Here is a 15,348-nt window from a genome sequence, read left to right on the forward strand (position 1 = left end):
TTGGACTGTAGTGGTCAACTAAAACTGGCCACCGCTTTAGAGTTTTTCCAGTATCGATTTTCCGATTCGTTTAAAGGTAATCCACCGTTATATTCGTGTGGCCTGAGCGCACTGTAATATCCTACGATATAGTCCTTTATTGCCCAGGCAGCATCGCTGAAGCTTGTGTAACCCGTCACTGGCACCCACTCGTTCTTAAGGCTTCTGAAGAAGCGTTCCATATGTCCTGTTAATGTCCACGCAGCATGAACGTCATAGCACTCCCCTTTTTTATGCGCAAAAAAGTGTGGCTCTTTAGCCAGCTTCGCTAATTCATTGCGCCAGCCGGCAGTTGTATAAAAAATGTCATAAACGGCGGAACCTCTTATGCCCGCAGTCTACACAAAGGGAATCGTGTATTAGTTGTACTGATGTTCTTTTCACCAGATTAAACACGAGTTTGAACTAACAACCTTCAGCAATCGGCGTGGCGATGACCTTATCGCAACCGAATCCTTGTTGATTTAACTCTGGAGTCTATCGAACATGACTAACGGCATTCAGCGTCAACCGGCGGTGCAAAATTTTTCCCGTCCAATCAATAACCAGACCGATGCTGCAGGCAGCAGCCAGACACAGGGCGTGCGTAGCCACGGGACCAGCGCTGCCGGGCATGCAGGCACTGTAACGGCAGCAGGAGGCGTTGATGCACAACGCCAGAAGAACATCACCGAATTGAAAAACCTGATGAAGGAATTTTTCACCGCCGGTGAAGGAATGGAAGCGCTGATTGATTCGCGCGCCACCGAACTGCACGAAATGGGTTACAACCCGGACAGCGCCCGCAGCGTACTGACGAAAGGCAAGAAGCTTGATGCTGCTACCGATGCAGCCCTGGGCGCGCTGGGCGCGGTTGCCTTTGCAACCTCCTCTTTTCCGGCAGAAGCACTGGCAAAAGTAGCGAACAACTACTTTGGTTTTCCCCCAGGCACGCTGACCGCTGAGGCGGTTAACGGTGCCATCGGCGGAGGCACGGCCATGGTACTGAAATCATTCTGGGACAAGGTATCGGCCAATGCGCAGCATGATGCGAAATGGATGGATGCTAATATGGATAAACTGGAACCGGCAATGCAGGAAACGGTCAAACATCGCGAAGGGTTGGGCCACAATATGAAACAGGCACTATTGGGCGGAACCGGTTATAACGCACGCAATGTGATTACCGGCACGGTAGCAGCCAGCGTAGCCGGGCTGTCAGAGAAACAGATCTATGCGGCTAATACAGCAACCAGTACGCCGCTGACCGTGGCGGCGGGCGCTCTTAGCGGGTACGTACAGAACAAAGCAAATAATCTGCATGGTCCTGAGTTTCTGCTGGGACGCACCGACTGGAAAGAGCGCTTCAGGCAGCTTGATGACACTCAGGTTATGGATCAGGTTGTAAAGGGCGGCGCAAAACGGTTAGCGGACGCTGCGCAGGGTTTGGTTTCTCCACGCCAACTCGCCAAAGGTGGCATGAATATTTTGTCAGGCAATATGGTTGCCGAAACGATGGCGCTTGGCGCTGGTCTGGCGGGCGTGAATAGTCTGCGCAATATGACCCGTCATGCAATGGAGAAAGAGACGGGCAATATTAACGTGCAGCAGGCAGTCGAGCAGTTGGTTAACCTTTTTGGTGCTGCCGCTGCTTATGCCGGTCAGGGCGTCGCGGGAACCATCGCCGGTAAGCCCGTCGACACCAATGAGCAGGCGATAGACAGCTTCTTTGATAAGCATCCCGCGCTGGATATCAATAATAGCCGACGCAAGGATAACGCCGCTGAAAACGCGGCAACCGGTAATCCGCTAACGGCAAGCGCGTCAGGGCAGGGCGGAACAGCGGCTACCGACAATGATAACGCGCCAGCCGATCAGACAGTGGATATTCCTTTGCGCCCGCTAACCCAGTCAGGTAATCAGGCGACCGCTTCCTCTTCACGAGCCGATAACGCATCCCAGCAAAGCCTTGATAGCGCTTTTGTCGCCCGTCCAAAAAGTGCCAGCAGTCAGGAAAGCTTTCAGTCAGCCATTAGCAGAGCAAGTTCTCCTGAGGAGTTAAGCGCGCTTCAGGCACAGCAAAAAATTGCCGCAGCGTCAGGTGAATGGCCGTTAAAAAATACGTGATGAGCAGGCGGGCAGCTTTAAACGCTTGCTCTGCCAGTTAAAAGTTAAACAGGATAGCGGCAGATAAGAAATGGCGCGCGTCCGGTCAGGGATGACCTATAACGTAACCGCAGGATGACCCGTGATGAAATCTTCGCGCTGCAAATGATAGATCGCGGCGGTAACAGGCCCGCTGTCCAACACGATCAGCCCATAACGCAGAGCGATTAACTGTGCGCCACAGCTAATCGCCACCGCCCGGCTGGGCGCGTTGGCTTCAGCGGCTAAAATTTCAATGACGTTAATTTCAGGGCGACGAAAACCCTCTCTGGCCAGCTGCATCACAGCCTGACGGGCGATGCCTTTGCGTTGTTCTTTCTGACGTACCCAATAGCCTATAGCGCAGTGTTCACCAGGCGTTTGCCCATAGCGAATTCCGGCAGCGCCCAGAAAACGATGATCGCTGACGGCAAAAATTCCCATTTCATTTGCTTCGCCTTGTTCCCGTTGACGATCGATCAGGCGGAACCATTCAATAGCTTCATCAGGCTGATAATTCTCATGCGCCCAGGACATCCATGGTTTTAGCGAAGAGAGCGACTCATTAATTGCCGCTGCGTAGTCAGCGGCATCCGTGGCCAGCATCGGCCGTAAATAAATTTCCATGTAGTCTCCGTAGAAGCATTTACTCAATAGCCAGCGGAAAAGAGAGCGTTATAAGGGCTTGTTAAAAAAAGTATTGTTGCTTAATTTCTCGCTAATAGCCTGGAGCGGCTTAACATTTCTTAAAGAACATGAACAACTGACATGTAAACTTTATTTTACATAATGGATTTGAGGTTTGTCGTTGGCTTTCATGCATAAAATCATATTATTCATATGTTTATATTTATAAATTTGGCGCGTGGATTATTCTAGTAAAAAAAGATATACACATCGGTGATGGTCTGTATTTCCTGTGTTACATTATTTGCTCACCGCAATGACGAAAAGGCCAGAAAGAGGATCGCCAACATGCAAAAAGACGCGCTGAATAATGTCCATATCACAGAAGAACAGATTTTGATCACCCCGGAACAGCTGAAACAAAAGTTTCCGCTGAACGCCGAGCTAGAGGCTCAGGTTGCTGTGGCACGTCAGACCATCTCTGACATTATTGCCGGCCGGGATCATCGTCTGTTAGTGGTATGCGGCCCCTGTTCTGTCCACGATCCGGAAGCAGCGCTCGCTTATGCTCGTCAGTTAAAAGATCTTTCTGAGCAGTTGAAGGATCAGCTCTATATCGTCATGCGCGTCTATTTTGAAAAACCTCGCACTACCGTTGGCTGGAAAGGATTAATCAATGATCCCTGTATGGATAACTCTTTTGACGTGGAAGCGGGCTTACATATTGCCCGGCAGCTGCTGGTGAATCTGGTTGAAATGGGATTACCGCTGGCCACTGAAGCGCTGGATCCCAACAGCCCTCAATACCTGGGCGATCTTTTTAGCTGGTCAGCTATCGGTGCGCGTACCACAGAATCACAAACGCATCGTGAAATGGCTTCCGGGCTGTCAATGCCGGTTGGCTTTAAGAACGGCACGGACGGTAGCCTGGGCACCGCTATTAACGCCATGCGCGCCGCAGCCATGCCGCACCGTTTCGTTGGCATCAATCAGGCCGGTCAGGTTTGCCTGCTTCAGACACAGGGCAACCCGGACGGGCACGTTATTTTACGTGGTGGCAAAACCCCAAACTATAGCCCGGCGGACGTTGAGCAGTGCGAAAACGAGATGTTGAAAGCGGGATTACGTCCGGCGCTGATGATAGATTGCAGTCACGGCAATTCAAATAAAGACTATCGCCGCCAGCCTGGCGTTGCTGAATCCGCCGTTGCGCAAATCAGGGACGGCAACCGTTCCATTATCGGCCTGATGCTGGAAAGCCATATTCATGAAGGCAGCCAGTCCTCTGAGCAGCCTCGCAGTGAGATGCGTTATGGTGTATCGGTTACCGATGCCTGTATTAGCTGGGAAACTACCGCGCAGCTGTTACAACGTATTCATCGGGAGCTCAGCGGCGTACTGGCGGCGCGTTTGTCACAGGAGAGTTAAAAAGAGATGGTGGCTGAACTCAACGCGCTGCGTGATCAGATTGATGAGGTAGATAAGGCATTGCTCGATTTACTGGCTAAACGGCTGCAGCTGGTGGCCGAAGTCGGGGAAGTAAAAAGCCGCTATGGCTTGCCGATCTATGTGCCTGAGCGTGAAGCAAGCATGCTGGCTTCGCGTCGTAAAGAGGCGGAGGCGCTCGGTGTGCCGCCGGACTTGATTGAAGATATATTGCGTCGCGTCATGCGGGAATCCTATTCCAGCGAAAATGATAAAGGCTTCAAGACGCTCTGTCCTGAACTGCGTCCGGTAATTATCGTCGGCGGTAAAGGACGTATGGGGCAGCTGTTTGAGAAGATGCTAATGCTCTCCGGCTATCAGGTCAAAATCCTCGATAAAGAGGAGTGGGAGCAGGCGCCGTCGTTATTGCAGGATGCGGGGATGGTTATCGTTAGCGTGCCTATCCATTTGACCGAACAGGTGATTGCCCGGCTGCCTCCGTTACCGGACGATTGCATATTGGTGGATATCGCCTCGGTAAAAAATCGGCCATTACAGGCGATGCTGGCGGCGCATTCGGGGCCGGTATTAGGGCTGCATCCCATGTTTGGCCCCGACAGCGGCAGCCTGGCGAAGCAGGTTGTGGTGTGGTGTGATGGTCGTCAGCCAGAGGCTTATCAGTGGTTTCTGGAGCAAATCCAGGTGTGGGGCGCGCGGCTACATCGCATCAGCGCCGCTGAGCACGATCAGAACATGGCCTTTATACAGGCGCTGCGTCACTTTGCTACCTTTGCTTACGGCTTACATCTTGCTGAGGAAAATGTTCAGCTTGAGCAGTTACTGGCGCTTTCGTCGCCAATTTACCGGCTGGAGCTGGCAATGGTGGGGCGGCTGTTTGCACAGGATCCGCAGCTTTATGCCGATATCATTATGTCTTCAGAAAGTAATCTGGCGTTGATTAAGCGTTACTATCAGCGTTTCGGTGAAGCCATTGCGTTACTGGAACGGAGCGATAAACAGGGCTTTATTGATAGCTTCCGTAAAGTCGAACAGTGGTTTGGCGATTATGCACCGCGCTTTATGCTGGAAAGCCGTTCGCTGCTGCGTTCGGCTAATGATAATCGGGTGTAGCCTGCGGAAGGTGTAATCCGCGTAAAATTAAAGCCCGTTCTGACAACGGGCTTTTTTGTTACGCCTGCGGTGGCTGTCCGTTAGAGGCGGTTATACCGCCGTCAACCGGCAAATTAACGCCGGTGATATAGCGGGCATCGTCACTGGCCAGGAAGGCGATGGCGGCAGCGATATCTTCTGCTGCACCCGGACGACCAAGCGCAATACGCTCGTTAAACTTCGCCATCAGCTGGGCATTGTTCTGCATCTCTTCGGTCATATCCGTGATGGTCAGGCCCGGGCAGATGGCATTGACCCGCACGCCATCTTTACCGTAATCCATCGCCAGAGCGCGCGTGAAGTTAGTAATAGCCCCTTTCGCAGCATTATAGATACTCATACCCCAGTCGCCGCCCAGTCCGGACACGGAAGAGATGTTGATAACGTTGCCGCCGCTTTCCAGCAGCATTGGCATGAAAGCGCGAGTACAGTAGAAAACGCCATCAAGGTCGGTAGACATGACCTTTTTCCAGTCTTCATCGCTGGCTTGATGAATTTTTCCTGATGCATTCACACCGGCATTATTGATCAATACATCCGCATGACCGTAATGCTCGCGTACCTGTTCTGCCAGGGCCTCTACATCTTCCCGTTTCGACACGTCGGCAACAACAACCAGATGATCGCCCGCTTTAAGCGTGGCAAAGGTATTATTGAGTTTTTCCCGGGTACGTCCTGTCAGCACCACACTTGCGCCTTCTTGCGCAAAGCGTTTGGCGCTTGCCGCACCAATACCTGAGCCTGCACCGGTAACCACAACGACTTTGTTACTGAAGCGATCCATTTTGCCTCCTTGTTACTGACAACTCGCTAATCCCGATGATTAGCAGCCTGTTAAGCCTGGCATAACAGCGACACGCGGCAGCAATAAAAGGCGAAAATGCATATAAGCTTATGTTTGTAAAGGTTTATTAATCTTTAGAAATTGTTAATGCCATCAAGCTAACGTGGTGCTAACCTCGCCGGCGCGTCGTGGCTCGTTAGTTATCGCCACGATAGTGGGTATGATAAAAGCGCATATACCAGCGATCGGCCTGCTGCTGCATGTCAATATCCTGGAATTTTGCCGGATACAGCTTTTTAGCCAGCCAGAGTTCGCCCAGCCCCATTGCTTCAGGCATGGGATAGCCCCAGGCCTTAGCATATTCCGGCATCAGCCAGACGCGCTGGTGCTGTACTGCATCTATTACCTGCCAGACCGGCTGCGTTTTGATCTCATTAACCACTTGCGGATAACGATTCTGTATCAGGATCACTTGCGGGTTCCAGGCTACCACCTGTTCCATGGAGACCTGTTTATAACCGAGCACTGTCGCTGCGGCGACATTCACCGCGCCGGCATGCGCCATCATCAAACCGGTATATTTACCGGAGCCATAGGTGGTTAGCTCAGGATTAGCGATATAAACCCGCACGCGCTGGCTGTCAGGAATATCGCGCAGACGCGCCTGAATAAGCTCGCGCTGGCTGAAAGCGGCGGTTATCAACTCTTCGGCCTGCTGCGGGCGATTAACCACCGTGCCAATCAGGCGGATGCCTGCTTTAAGCCCCTCATCATAGGCCTTATTTTCATCTTCCAGCGTCGGGTTTAGCTTGGCCAGCTGTTCCGCTTTCCCGCTGCGTAGGGAAATAGCGATCGTAGGAATGCCGAGGTGTTGAAGACGTTCAATCATGCTGCGTGGTGCATAGTTGGCGACAAACACCACCTGCGGATGGAGCGCGACCAGCGCTTCGGGATCAACATGCGTCAAATCGCCAGGCGCAGGCACGGTTGCCAGCGATGGTGCCAGACGCTCATAGTCAGCGCCCAGCTGTTCTCGCCAGTTATTCAGCACGCCGACAATCTTATCTGTTGCGCCCAGCTGTACCAGCAGATTAAGGGTTTGATGCTGTAATACCACAATGCGATCAACGCGATCGGGAATGATAACCTTACGGCCGAGCTGATCGGTAATTTCTCGATCGGCATGCGCGTATAAAGAAGGCAGGACAAGGCAGAAAAGCAGGGAGATAATTTTAAGCATCATAAGCCTCATTGATTCGCTATATACTTTATTATACAGCGTTGGGTGGGCTGAAAAATGATGCGGCGCAAATAACCCGTGCTGCCAACCCCGTCAGGTTGGCAGCATGCTTTATTGCGGATCGACCGGCACAATATTCTCGCCGGGATAGCAGCCTAATACCTTTAACGAACGGGTAATGGCACGCAGCTCCTGCAGCGCCTGCTGCATCTCATTTGTACGTAGGTTGCCCTGTACATCCAGATAGAACATCTCTTCCCACGGATTGCCGTTGATAGGACGCGACTCCAGTTTGCTCATGATAAGGTTGTGCTGACGCAGCACCAGGAGCGCCTCAACCAGCGCGCCGGATTGCTGGCCGGTGGCCATAATCAGGGTGGTTTTCGCTGGCACCTGTTCAGAAACATCAACAGGCTTACGCGCCAGGACAATAAAGCGGGTAATATTCTGCTGTTGATTCGCCAGATGACGTTCCAGTACCTGCAAATGATAAAGCTCACCGCCCGCCTCGCTGCCTAATGCGGCAACTTTTGGTGAGTTGAGCGCAGCGACTTTCTCCATCGCTGCCGCAGTGCTTTCGGTATATTCAATTTTCCAGTGCGGGAAACGGTTTATAAACTGGCTGCACTGCTGGAAGGGCTGAGGATGACTGTAAACCGTTTCGATCTGCTGTAGATCGGTCGAGCCGGTTACCAGAACACAGTGATCGATAGGCACCGTCATCTCACCGACAATCGACAGGCTGGTTTGCTGCAGGAGGTCGTAAACTTCATTGATTGAGCCAGAGCTGGTGTTCTCAATCGGCAACACGGCGTAATCCGCCTGACCGCTTTCTACTTCCTGAATAATATCCTGGAATTTTTGACAGCCGCTCTCAATTACATTTTCAAAATGGCGTGCGCCATATTTACGCGCCGCCAGATGAGAGTAAGAGCCTTTAGGACCAAGGAAAGCAATACGCGCTGATTGTTGATTGGTTTGGTTGAGATGCTTTTGCAGCAGCGCCTGCTGGGTAAGAACGGAATCTTCGATAATCAGCTGAAACAGGCGCGTAATAAAATGGGCATCCAGTTGATGGCTTTTGCCAAGCGTAATTAAGCGCTCCAGCAGATCGCGCTCACGATCGATATCGCGTACCGGACGATGCGTAGCCATCTTAGCTTTAGCGACTTCAATTGCCAGCGTTCGTCTTTCAGCGAGCAAACCCAGCAAATTTTCATCAATGGCGCTGATTTTATTGCGCAAGGCCAATAGCGGATTTTCCGGTTTCATAGCTTTACCTGTCAGATGTCCATAATAAAAAAGCCTCCCGGTGTGGGAGGCTTTATTGTTCGTCTTCGCTTTCTTTTTTCTGCGACGAAACGCCTCCCAAATCAGGGGAAGGTAAAAAAGAAAGCGAAGAAAAACGAAAATTTCATCATATAACCTGCTGTTGTGGATGATGTTAAAGTAACCGTAGCCTTTTGCTACTGTCAATAAAAAACGCGCCCGCAGGCGCGTTGTACCGTTAATTGCGCCCGGATAAACAGGGGCGCATCAGAATTTATACTTCATCATCAACATCAACCGGCGTTAAGCCTTTCACACTGGCAGCGGCACGACGCGCTTCGCCTTTATGCTGAACTTTGTTTAGCTGGCGTTCCAGTTTACTGATGAGCTCATTGATAGCGGCATACATATCTTCATGGGTTGCGCTGGCGACCAGCGGGCCATTAGGCGTGTTGATTGTTGCATCAGCAACATATTCCTTTGGCGCTTTTGAAAGAACGATATGCGGATTGATTAAATGAGTCTGCCACTTTTCAAGCTTGGAGAGACGGTCTTCGACATGCTGGCGGATAGCCGGGGTGATTTCCATTTGTTTACTGGTAATGTTCACAATCATCATGTTTACCTCTCTGTCATTGCCGTCGTAGTAAGTTTAGCATACCGGGAAGAGAAGGGATTTTTGTGACGAAAATCACATTAAGCTGTCACTTTTTGTCAAGGAAATGAAATCTGTGAGGGGGTACGGTAAATGTGCTGAAACCCCTTGTAGAACCCTTTGTCACAGGGCAAACTCAGAGAGTTAACAGCAGGGAATAAAGAAAAACCTGCTGTTTTTGTAAACAAAAAAGCAGCCTGCAGGCTGCTTTTTTGCTGTGCGGCTTAATCAGGCCTGGTTTGCAGCGATAAGCTTTGCGACTTTGTCTGCCTGCGCATTCAGTTGCAGCTTGCGATAGGCATTTTCCATTAGCGGCAGCGCGGTGCGCGTCGCCTGAGTATCTGGATAATTTTTCAGCATTTGCTCAACGCGATTGACTACCGCGACATAGGCTTCGCGTTTCGTGTAGAATTGCGCCACGGAAAGCTCATATTTTGCCAGGCGATTTTTCAGATAGACTAAGCGCTGGCGCGCATCGGTGGCATACTGGCTGTTCGGCCAGCTACGCAACAGCTGAGAAAAGTCACGGAAGGCCGTGCGCGCATGTTCAGGATCGCGATCGGAGCGATCGATACCAAAGAAGCCTTGCAGAGCGGAATCGTCTAACGCCATATCCGTCAGGCCCTTCATATACAGAACATAATCGATGTTCGGATGTGTCGGGTTCAGGCGCATAAAGCGATCGATAGCAGCCTGGGCCATCGGCAGGTCAGCGTTTTTATAGTAGGCGTAGATCAGATCCAGCTGAACTTGTTGGGCGTAAGGGCCAAATGGATAACGGTTATCCAGTGCTTCCAGTTGCGTTATTGCGCCTTTAAAGTTACCGTCCTGCAGTTTTTGCTGAGCCGTTGCATAAAGCTCAGAAGGCGGACTGTCAGGCACTTGATCCTTAGAGCTTGAACAACCCGCAAGAGCCAGGCTCAACGTGGCTGCAGCCACCAGATATTTCATACGCGTCATGACGATTTGATTATCCTCAGAGTGTGTTATTGCGGAAGCTGTCCATTAAGCTCCCGATAGTGACCAGGTACGATAGCACATTATATTAAACGGCATCGCCGTGAAAACCCAACGTTAACGAAGAAGCTGTTTATGGCACAACAAGTAAAACTCACCGCAACGGTCTCCGAATCGCAACTCGGACAACGCTTAGATCAGTCTTTGGCGGAATTGTTCCCTGATTATTCGCGTTCGCGCATAAAAGAGTGGATTCTCGATCGTCGTGTGAGCGTCAACGGTAACATCGTTGATACGCCCAAGGAAAAAGTATTGGGCGGCGAAGCCGTGGCAATCGAGGCGGAAATTGAAGAAGAAGCACGCTGGGAAGCGCAAAATATTCCCCTGGATATCGTCTATGAAGATGAACATATTCTGGTTATTAACAAGCCGCGCGATCTGGTAGTGCATCCGGGCGCAGGAAATCCGGACGGTACCGTCCTGAATGCGCTGCTGCACCACTATCCGGCCATTGTTGACGTACCGCGTGCGGGCATCGTCCACCGTCTTGATAAAGATACCACTGGCCTGATGGTCGTGGCGAAAACCGTCCCGGCGCAAACGCACCTGGTTGAATCGTTGCAGCTGCGTGAAATTACCCGTGAATATGAGGCAGTTGCCATCGGCAATATGACTGCCGGCGGCGTTGTTGATGAACCTATTAGTCGTCATTCAACCAAGCGTACCCATATGGCCGTTCATCCGATGGGAAAACATGCGGTAACGCACTATCGGGTTATGGAGCATTTCCGGGCCCATACGCGTCTGCGTCTGCGTCTGGAAACCGGCCGTACTCACCAGATTCGTGTGCATATGTCGCACATTAACCATCCGCTGGTGGGCGATCCGCTGTATGGCGGTCGTCCGCGTCCGCCGAAAGGCGCTTCAGATGCGTTTATCGCAACGTTACGCGGCTTTGATCGCCAGGCGCTACATGCCACCATGCTGCGCCTTTATCATCCGGTAACCGGTATTGAGATGGAATGGCATGCGCCACTACCACAGGATATGGTCGATCTGATTGATGCGCTGAAAGCCGATACGGACGCATTTAAGGATCAGCTGGACTGGCTATGAACGATCTGATTGTTCCTGACTGGCCAGCACCAGCAACGGTACGCGCCTGCAGCACCACGCGTGCCGGTGGCGTTAGCGCGGCACCGTGGGATTCGCTTAACCTGGGCGATCACGTCGGCGACCAGCCCGCAGCGGTGCAGGCTAACCGGCAACGCCTGGTTGATATGGCCGATTTACCCGCGATGCCCTGGTGGCTTGAGCAGGTTCATGGCACCGAGGTTGTTCGCCTTGATGAAAGGCCGCCAGCCACGCGTCGCGCTGATGCAGTCTGGAGCAATCAGGCCGGAAGGGTTTGCGCGGTGATGACAGCCGACTGCCTGCCGGTTCTCTTTTGTTCTTTTGATGGTAAAGAAGTCGCGGCAGCCCATGCGGGCTGGCGTGGACTCTGCGCTGGGGTCCTGGAAAATACGCTTCGTCAGTTTTCCGCTCCGCCTGAAGAGATTCACGTCTGGATGGGCCCGGCAATAGGGCCAGAAGCCTTTGAAGTCGGCCCTGAGGTCAGAGCCGCCTTTATGGCCCATGATCCGGCGGCAGCTGGCGCTTTTCGTGCTGCTGGCGATAAATTTTATGCCGATCTGTGGCAGCTGGCGCGTCAGCGTCTGGCAGCTCAGGGCGTGGCTTCTGTTAGCGGGGGTGGACGCTGCACCTGGCATGATTCTGCTCATTTTTTCTCCTGGCGACGCAGCGGTACTACCGGACGTATGGCAAGTTTGATCTGGCTGATATAACCTTACGCCACAAGACGATCCAGGGTGCGCTTTTTTTCACCGTAATACAGATCAAAGACCTTGAAAATCTGAGGCCAGGCCTCATTTCATCTCCAGTAGCATTTTGACCTGTATTGGGAGGAATCATGCGTCTGGATCGTCTTACTAATAAATTCCAGCTTGCGCTCGCCGATGCTCAATCCCTCGCCCTTGGGCGCGATAACCAATTCATTGAACCTCTTCACTTGATGAGCGCTTTGCTCAATCAGGAAGGCGGCACTGTGCGTCCTTTACTGGCGACCGCAGGGGTGGATGTAGGTGGATTACGTAACGGTGTTGAGCAGGCTATCAGCCGTCTGCCACAGGTAGAAGGTACTGACGGCGACGTCCAGCCTTCCGCCGATCTGGTGCGGGTACTTAACCTGTGCGACAAGCTGGCGCAGAAGCGCGGCGACAACTTTATTTCATCAGAATTATTTGTTCTGGCTGCGCTTGATTCGCGCGGTTCGCTGGCGGATTTAATGAAATCCGCAGGGGCGACAAGCGACAAGCTAACAAAAGCCATTGAACAAATGCGTGGGGGAGAAGGCGTGAACGATCAGGGAGCCGAAGACCAGCGCCAGGCATTGAAAAAATACACTATCGATCTCACCGAGCGTGCGGAACAGGGCAAACTTGATCCGGTGATTGGCCGTGATGAAGAGATTCGCCGTACTATCCAGGTACTGCAACGGCGCACCAAAAATAACCCGGTGTTGATTGGTGAACCAGGCGTTGGTAAAACCGCCATTGTTGAAGGACTGGCGCAGCGTATCGTTAATGGCGAAGTGCCGGAGGGGCTGAAAGGCCGTCGGGTACTGGCGTTGGATATGGGATCGCTGGTGGCTGGCGCTAAGTATCGCGGAGAGTTTGAAGAGCGTCTGAAAGGGGTGCTGAACGATCTCTCTAAGCAGGAAGGCAACGTTATTCTGTTTATCGATGAGCTGCATACTATGGTCGGCGCCGGGAAAGCGGATGGCGCTATGGATGCGGGCAACATGCTGAAGCCTGCGCTGGCGCGCGGGGAGCTACACTGCGTTGGCGCAACCACGCTTGACGAGTATCGGCAGTATATTGAAAAGGATGCCGCGCTGGAGCGTCGTTTTCAGAAAGTCTTCGTGGCGCAGCCGAGCGTTGAAGATACCATCGCTATTTTGCGTGGCCTGAAAGAGCGTTATGAGCTGCATCATCATGTACAGATCACCGATCCTGCTATCGTCGCGGCTGCCACGCTGTCACATCGTTATATCGCCGATCGCCAGTTGCCAGATAAGGCAATCGACCTGATTGATGAAGCCGCTTCCAGTATCCGTTTGCAAATCGATTCCAAGCCAGAAGCGCTGGATCGTCTGGAGCGTCGCGTTATCCAACTGAAACTGGAGCAACAGGCGCTGAAGAAAGAGTCGGATGAGGCCAGCATCAAGCGTCTGGAAATGCTGGAAGACGAACTCAATCAGAAAGAGCGCGAATACGCTGAACTGGAAGAAGAGTGGAAAGCGGAAAAAGCGTCGCTCTCAGGCACCCAGAACATTAAAGCAGAGCTGGAGCAGGCGAAGATTGCGCTGGAACAGGCGCGTCGTTCCGGCGATCTCGGGCGTATGTCTGAACTGCAATATGGCAAAATCCCTGAGCTGGAAAAACAGCTCGCGGCAGCCACGCAGTCTGAAGGCAAAACCATGCGTTTACTGCGTAACCGGGTGACGGACGTTGAGATTGCAGATGTACTGGCGCGTTGGACCGGTATTCCGGTTGCGCGGATGATGGAAGGCGAACGCGAAAAACTGCTGCGCATGGAGCAAGACCTGCATCAGCGGGTCATAGGCCAGAATGAAGCAGTAGAAGCGGTTTCTAATGCAATACGCCGTAGCCGTGCTGGTTTATCCGATCCGAACCGCCCGATTGGTTCATTCCTGTTCCTGGGGCCGACCGGGGTCGGTAAAACCGAACTGTGTAAAGCGCTGGCTAATTTCCTGTTCGACAGCGACGACGCGATGGTGCGTATCGATATGTCGGAGTTTATGGAGAAACATTCGGTGTCGCGGCTGGTGGGGGCACCTCCGGGCTACGTAGGGTATGAGGAAGGGGGATATCTTACCGAGGCCGTACGGCGTCGCCCTTATTCTGTGATTCTGTTGGATGAAGTAGAAAAGGCGCATCCTGACGTCTTCAATATTCTGTTGCAGGTGTTGGATGACGGCCGCCTGACGGATGGGCAGGGACGTACCGTTGATTTCCGCAATACCGTGGTGATTATGACCTCTAACCTGGGGTCCGATCTGATTCAGGAACGGTTTGGCGAGCTGGACTATAGCGCAATGAAGGATGTAGTGATGTCGGTAGTGAGTCATCATTTCCGTCCTGAGTTTATTAACCGTATTGATGAGGTTGTGGTGTTCCATCCGCTGGGTGAAAAACATATCGCCTCTATTGCTAAGATCCAGCTGCAACGGCTGTACAAGCGTCTGGAAGAGCGCGGCTTTACGGTGAATATGTCTGAAGAGGCATTAAAACTGCTGGGGCAGAATGGGTATGACCCGGTATATGGCGCTCGTCCGTTAAAACGTGCGATTCAGCAGCAGGTAGAAAACCCGCTGGCGCAACAAATATTGTCTGGAAAACTGGTTCCGGGCAAAGCGATAGATATAGATGTGCAGGATGGCATTATTACAGCACGTCAATAAATCATGTAAAAATGGGCCGAAAGGCCCATTTTTGTCTCTGTGAAGTGCTTTTTTGCATGGTTTATAGGCATAGTGCGCGAAATGTGAACGGTTGAATTTATTTTTGAAATTAGCACTTGCGAGGTCTCAAGAACTCCCTATAATGCGCCTCCATCGACACGGCACAACGGCTTACGCCACGCGGTGTTGAGCGGTTCAGCAAGATGAATCGCCGGAGAAAAACTTCTGAAAAAGAGGTTGACTCTCAAAGAGGAAAGCGTAATATACGCCACCTCGCGACAACGGTATCAGGTGCCGGTCGCAACGCTCTTTAACAATTTATCAGACAATCTGTGTGGGCACTCACGGACGGGATATCGCAAAAACTATTGCAGTATCAAGTCTCAGAGTGAACACGTAATTCATTACGACGTTTTTCTTTGAGCATCAGACTTTTAAATTGAAGAGTTTGATCATGGCTCAGATTGAACGCTGGCGGCAGGCCTAACACATGCAAGTCGAACGGTAACAGGGAG

The 15,348-nt window shown here is 52.0% G+C and carries 13 protein-coding genes, 1 rRNA gene, 1 pseudogene and 1 other annotated feature; of the genes and pseudogenes, 7 read left to right on the forward strand and 8 right to left on the reverse strand.

From position 1 onward, the window contains the following. Window positions 1-14: 14 nt before the first annotated feature. Window positions 15-224 (reverse strand): annotated as a pseudogene (locus ACQE32_RS17930) (IS3 family transposase); the annotation flags it as partial. A 301-nt stretch (window positions 225-525) separates the two neighbouring features. On the opposite strand from ACQE32_RS17930, the gene ACQE32_RS17935 reads away from it, so the two are divergent. Beyond that, window positions 526-2,145, forward strand: a complete 1,620-nt coding sequence (locus ACQE32_RS17935; protein ID WP_427022201.1) for a hypothetical protein — start codon at window positions 526-528, stop codon at window positions 2,143-2,145. A gap of 96 nt (window positions 2,146-2,241) precedes the next feature. On the opposite strand, the gene ACQE32_RS17940 is transcribed toward ACQE32_RS17935, so the two are convergent. After that, the gene (locus ACQE32_RS17940; RefSeq protein WP_427022202.1) at window positions 2,242-2,790 is read right to left on the reverse strand and encodes a GNAT family N-acetyltransferase; all 549 of its coding nucleotides are present in this window, start codon (window positions 2,788-2,790) and stop codon (window positions 2,242-2,244) included. A 348-nt stretch (window positions 2,791-3,138) separates the two neighbouring features. Between ACQE32_RS17940 and ACQE32_RS17945 the strand changes: the two genes are divergently transcribed. Both ACQE32_RS17945 and tyrA read left to right on the forward strand, forming a co-directional pair. Next, the gene (locus ACQE32_RS17945) at window positions 3,139-4,218 is read left to right on the forward strand and encodes a 3-deoxy-7-phosphoheptulonate synthase (RefSeq protein ID WP_426973728.1); all 1,080 of its coding nucleotides are present in this window, start codon (window positions 3,139-3,141) and stop codon (window positions 4,216-4,218) included. A 6-nt stretch (window positions 4,219-4,224) separates the two neighbouring features. Further along, window positions 4,225-5,346 carry a bifunctional chorismate mutase/prephenate dehydrogenase gene (tyrA, locus tag ACQE32_RS17950; RefSeq protein WP_426973729.1) on the forward strand — a complete coding sequence of 374 codons (1,122 nt, stop codon included), beginning with the start codon at window positions 4,225-4,227 and terminating at the stop codon, window positions 5,344-5,346. A 58-nt stretch (window positions 5,347-5,404) separates the two neighbouring features. Here tyrA and ACQE32_RS17955 read toward each other — a convergent pair whose 3' ends face one another. The 6 genes from ACQE32_RS17955 to bamD all read right to left on the reverse strand — a co-directional run bounded on the left by ACQE32_RS17955 (window position 5,405) and on the right by bamD (window position 10,293). Continuing rightward, on the reverse strand, window positions 5,405-6,169 hold the full coding sequence (locus ACQE32_RS17955) for an SDR family NAD(P)-dependent oxidoreductase (protein WP_250650717.1): 765 nt from the start codon (window positions 6,167-6,169) through the stop codon (window positions 5,405-5,407). Window positions 6,170-6,365: 196 nt separating this feature from the next. Then, on the reverse strand, window positions 6,366-7,412 hold the full coding sequence (locus tag ACQE32_RS17960; RefSeq protein WP_427022203.1) for an ABC transporter substrate-binding protein: 1,047 nt from the start codon (window positions 7,410-7,412) through the stop codon (window positions 6,366-6,368). A 108-nt stretch (window positions 7,413-7,520) separates the two neighbouring features. Next, complete coding sequence (gene pheA / locus ACQE32_RS17965; protein WP_426973731.1) at window positions 7,521-8,681, reverse strand: bifunctional chorismate mutase/prephenate dehydratase; 1,161 nt, start codon at window positions 8,679-8,681, stop codon at window positions 7,521-7,523. Between the two features lie 23 nt (window positions 8,682-8,704). Beyond that, window positions 8,705-8,831 (reverse strand) — a sequence feature (Phe leader region). Beyond that, window positions 8,783-8,827, reverse strand: coding sequence for a hypothetical protein (locus ACQE32_RS17970; RefSeq protein ID WP_418304153.1), 45 nt, complete (start codon window positions 8,825-8,827; stop codon window positions 8,783-8,785). (Overlaps the previous feature by 45 nt.) Before the next feature lie 121 nt (window positions 8,832-8,952). Next, window positions 8,953-9,294 (reverse strand): ribosome-associated translation inhibitor RaiA, encoded by a 342-nt coding sequence (raiA, locus tag ACQE32_RS17975; RefSeq protein ID WP_250652762.1) that lies wholly within the window; start codon window positions 9,292-9,294, stop codon window positions 8,953-8,955. A gap of 267 nt (window positions 9,295-9,561) precedes the next feature. After that, window positions 9,562-10,293 carry an outer membrane protein assembly factor BamD gene (bamD, locus tag ACQE32_RS17980; protein ID WP_426973732.1) on the reverse strand — a complete coding sequence of 244 codons (732 nt, stop codon included), beginning with the start codon at window positions 10,291-10,293 and terminating at the stop codon, window positions 9,562-9,564. A 132-nt stretch (window positions 10,294-10,425) separates the two neighbouring features. On the opposite strand from bamD, the gene rluD reads away from it, so the two are divergent. From rluD to ACQE32_RS18000, 4 genes are all read left to right on the forward strand, one after another. Further along, window positions 10,426-11,406, forward strand: coding sequence for a 23S rRNA pseudouridine(1911/1915/1917) synthase RluD (rluD, locus tag ACQE32_RS17985; RefSeq protein ID WP_426973733.1), 981 nt, complete (start codon window positions 10,426-10,428; stop codon window positions 11,404-11,406). Continuing rightward, a complete protein-coding gene (gene yfiH / locus ACQE32_RS17990; protein ID WP_427022204.1) occupies window positions 11,403-12,134 on the forward strand; it encodes a purine nucleoside phosphorylase YfiH in 732 nt (243 codons plus the stop codon). The genes rluD and yfiH overlap by 4 nt, the downstream gene beginning before the upstream one ends. A 125-nt stretch (window positions 12,135-12,259) precedes the next feature. Then, window positions 12,260-14,833: an ATP-dependent chaperone ClpB gene (gene clpB / locus ACQE32_RS17995; RefSeq protein WP_085070507.1), complete on the forward strand. Its 2,574-nt coding sequence runs from the start codon at window positions 12,260-12,262 to the stop codon at window positions 14,831-14,833. 436 nt (window positions 14,834-15,269) lie between these two features. Then, a 16S ribosomal RNA gene (locus tag ACQE32_RS18000) occupies window positions 15,270-15,348 on the forward strand; the annotation flags it as partial.

The sequence above is a fragment of the Pantoea sp. FN0302 genome (genome assembly GCF_050113775.1).
Taxonomy (GTDB): domain Bacteria; phylum Pseudomonadota; class Gammaproteobacteria; order Enterobacterales; family Enterobacteriaceae; genus Mixta; species Mixta alhagi.

What these genes read in the sequence shown, in the direction of transcription:
- ACQE32_RS17935 (WP_427022201.1), top strand. Translation starts at nt 526, where the DNA reads ATGACTAACGGCATTCAGCGTCAACCGGCGGTGCAAAATTTTTCCCGT.
- raiA (WP_250652762.1), bottom strand. Translation starts at nt 9,294, where the DNA reads ATGATTGTGAACATTACCAGTAAACAAATGGAAATCACCCCGGCTATC.
- yfiH (WP_427022204.1), top strand. Translation starts at nt 11,403, where the DNA reads ATGAACGATCTGATTGTTCCTGACTGGCCAGCACCAGCAACGGTACGC.
- clpB (WP_085070507.1), top strand. Translation starts at nt 12,260, where the DNA reads ATGCGTCTGGATCGTCTTACTAATAAATTCCAGCTTGCGCTCGCCGAT.
- ACQE32_RS17940 (WP_427022202.1), bottom strand. Translation starts at nt 2,790, where the DNA reads ATGGAAATTTATTTACGGCCGATGCTGGCCACGGATGCCGCTGACTAC.
- ACQE32_RS17955 (WP_250650717.1), bottom strand. Translation starts at nt 6,169, where the DNA reads ATGGATCGCTTCAGTAACAAAGTCGTTGTGGTTACCGGTGCAGGCTCA.
- ACQE32_RS17945 (WP_426973728.1), top strand. Translation starts at nt 3,139, where the DNA reads ATGCAAAAAGACGCGCTGAATAATGTCCATATCACAGAAGAACAGATT.
- rluD (WP_426973733.1), top strand. Translation starts at nt 10,426, where the DNA reads ATGGCACAACAAGTAAAACTCACCGCAACGGTCTCCGAATCGCAACTC.
- ACQE32_RS17960 (WP_427022203.1), bottom strand. Translation starts at nt 7,412, where the DNA reads ATGATGCTTAAAATTATCTCCCTGCTTTTCTGCCTTGTCCTGCCTTCT.
- pheA (WP_426973731.1), bottom strand. Translation starts at nt 8,681, where the DNA reads ATGAAACCGGAAAATCCGCTATTGGCCTTGCGCAATAAAATCAGCGCC.
- bamD (WP_426973732.1), bottom strand. Translation starts at nt 10,293, where the DNA reads ATGACGCGTATGAAATATCTGGTGGCTGCAGCCACGTTGAGCCTGGCT.
- tyrA (WP_426973729.1), top strand. Translation starts at nt 4,225, where the DNA reads ATGGTGGCTGAACTCAACGCGCTGCGTGATCAGATTGATGAGGTAGAT.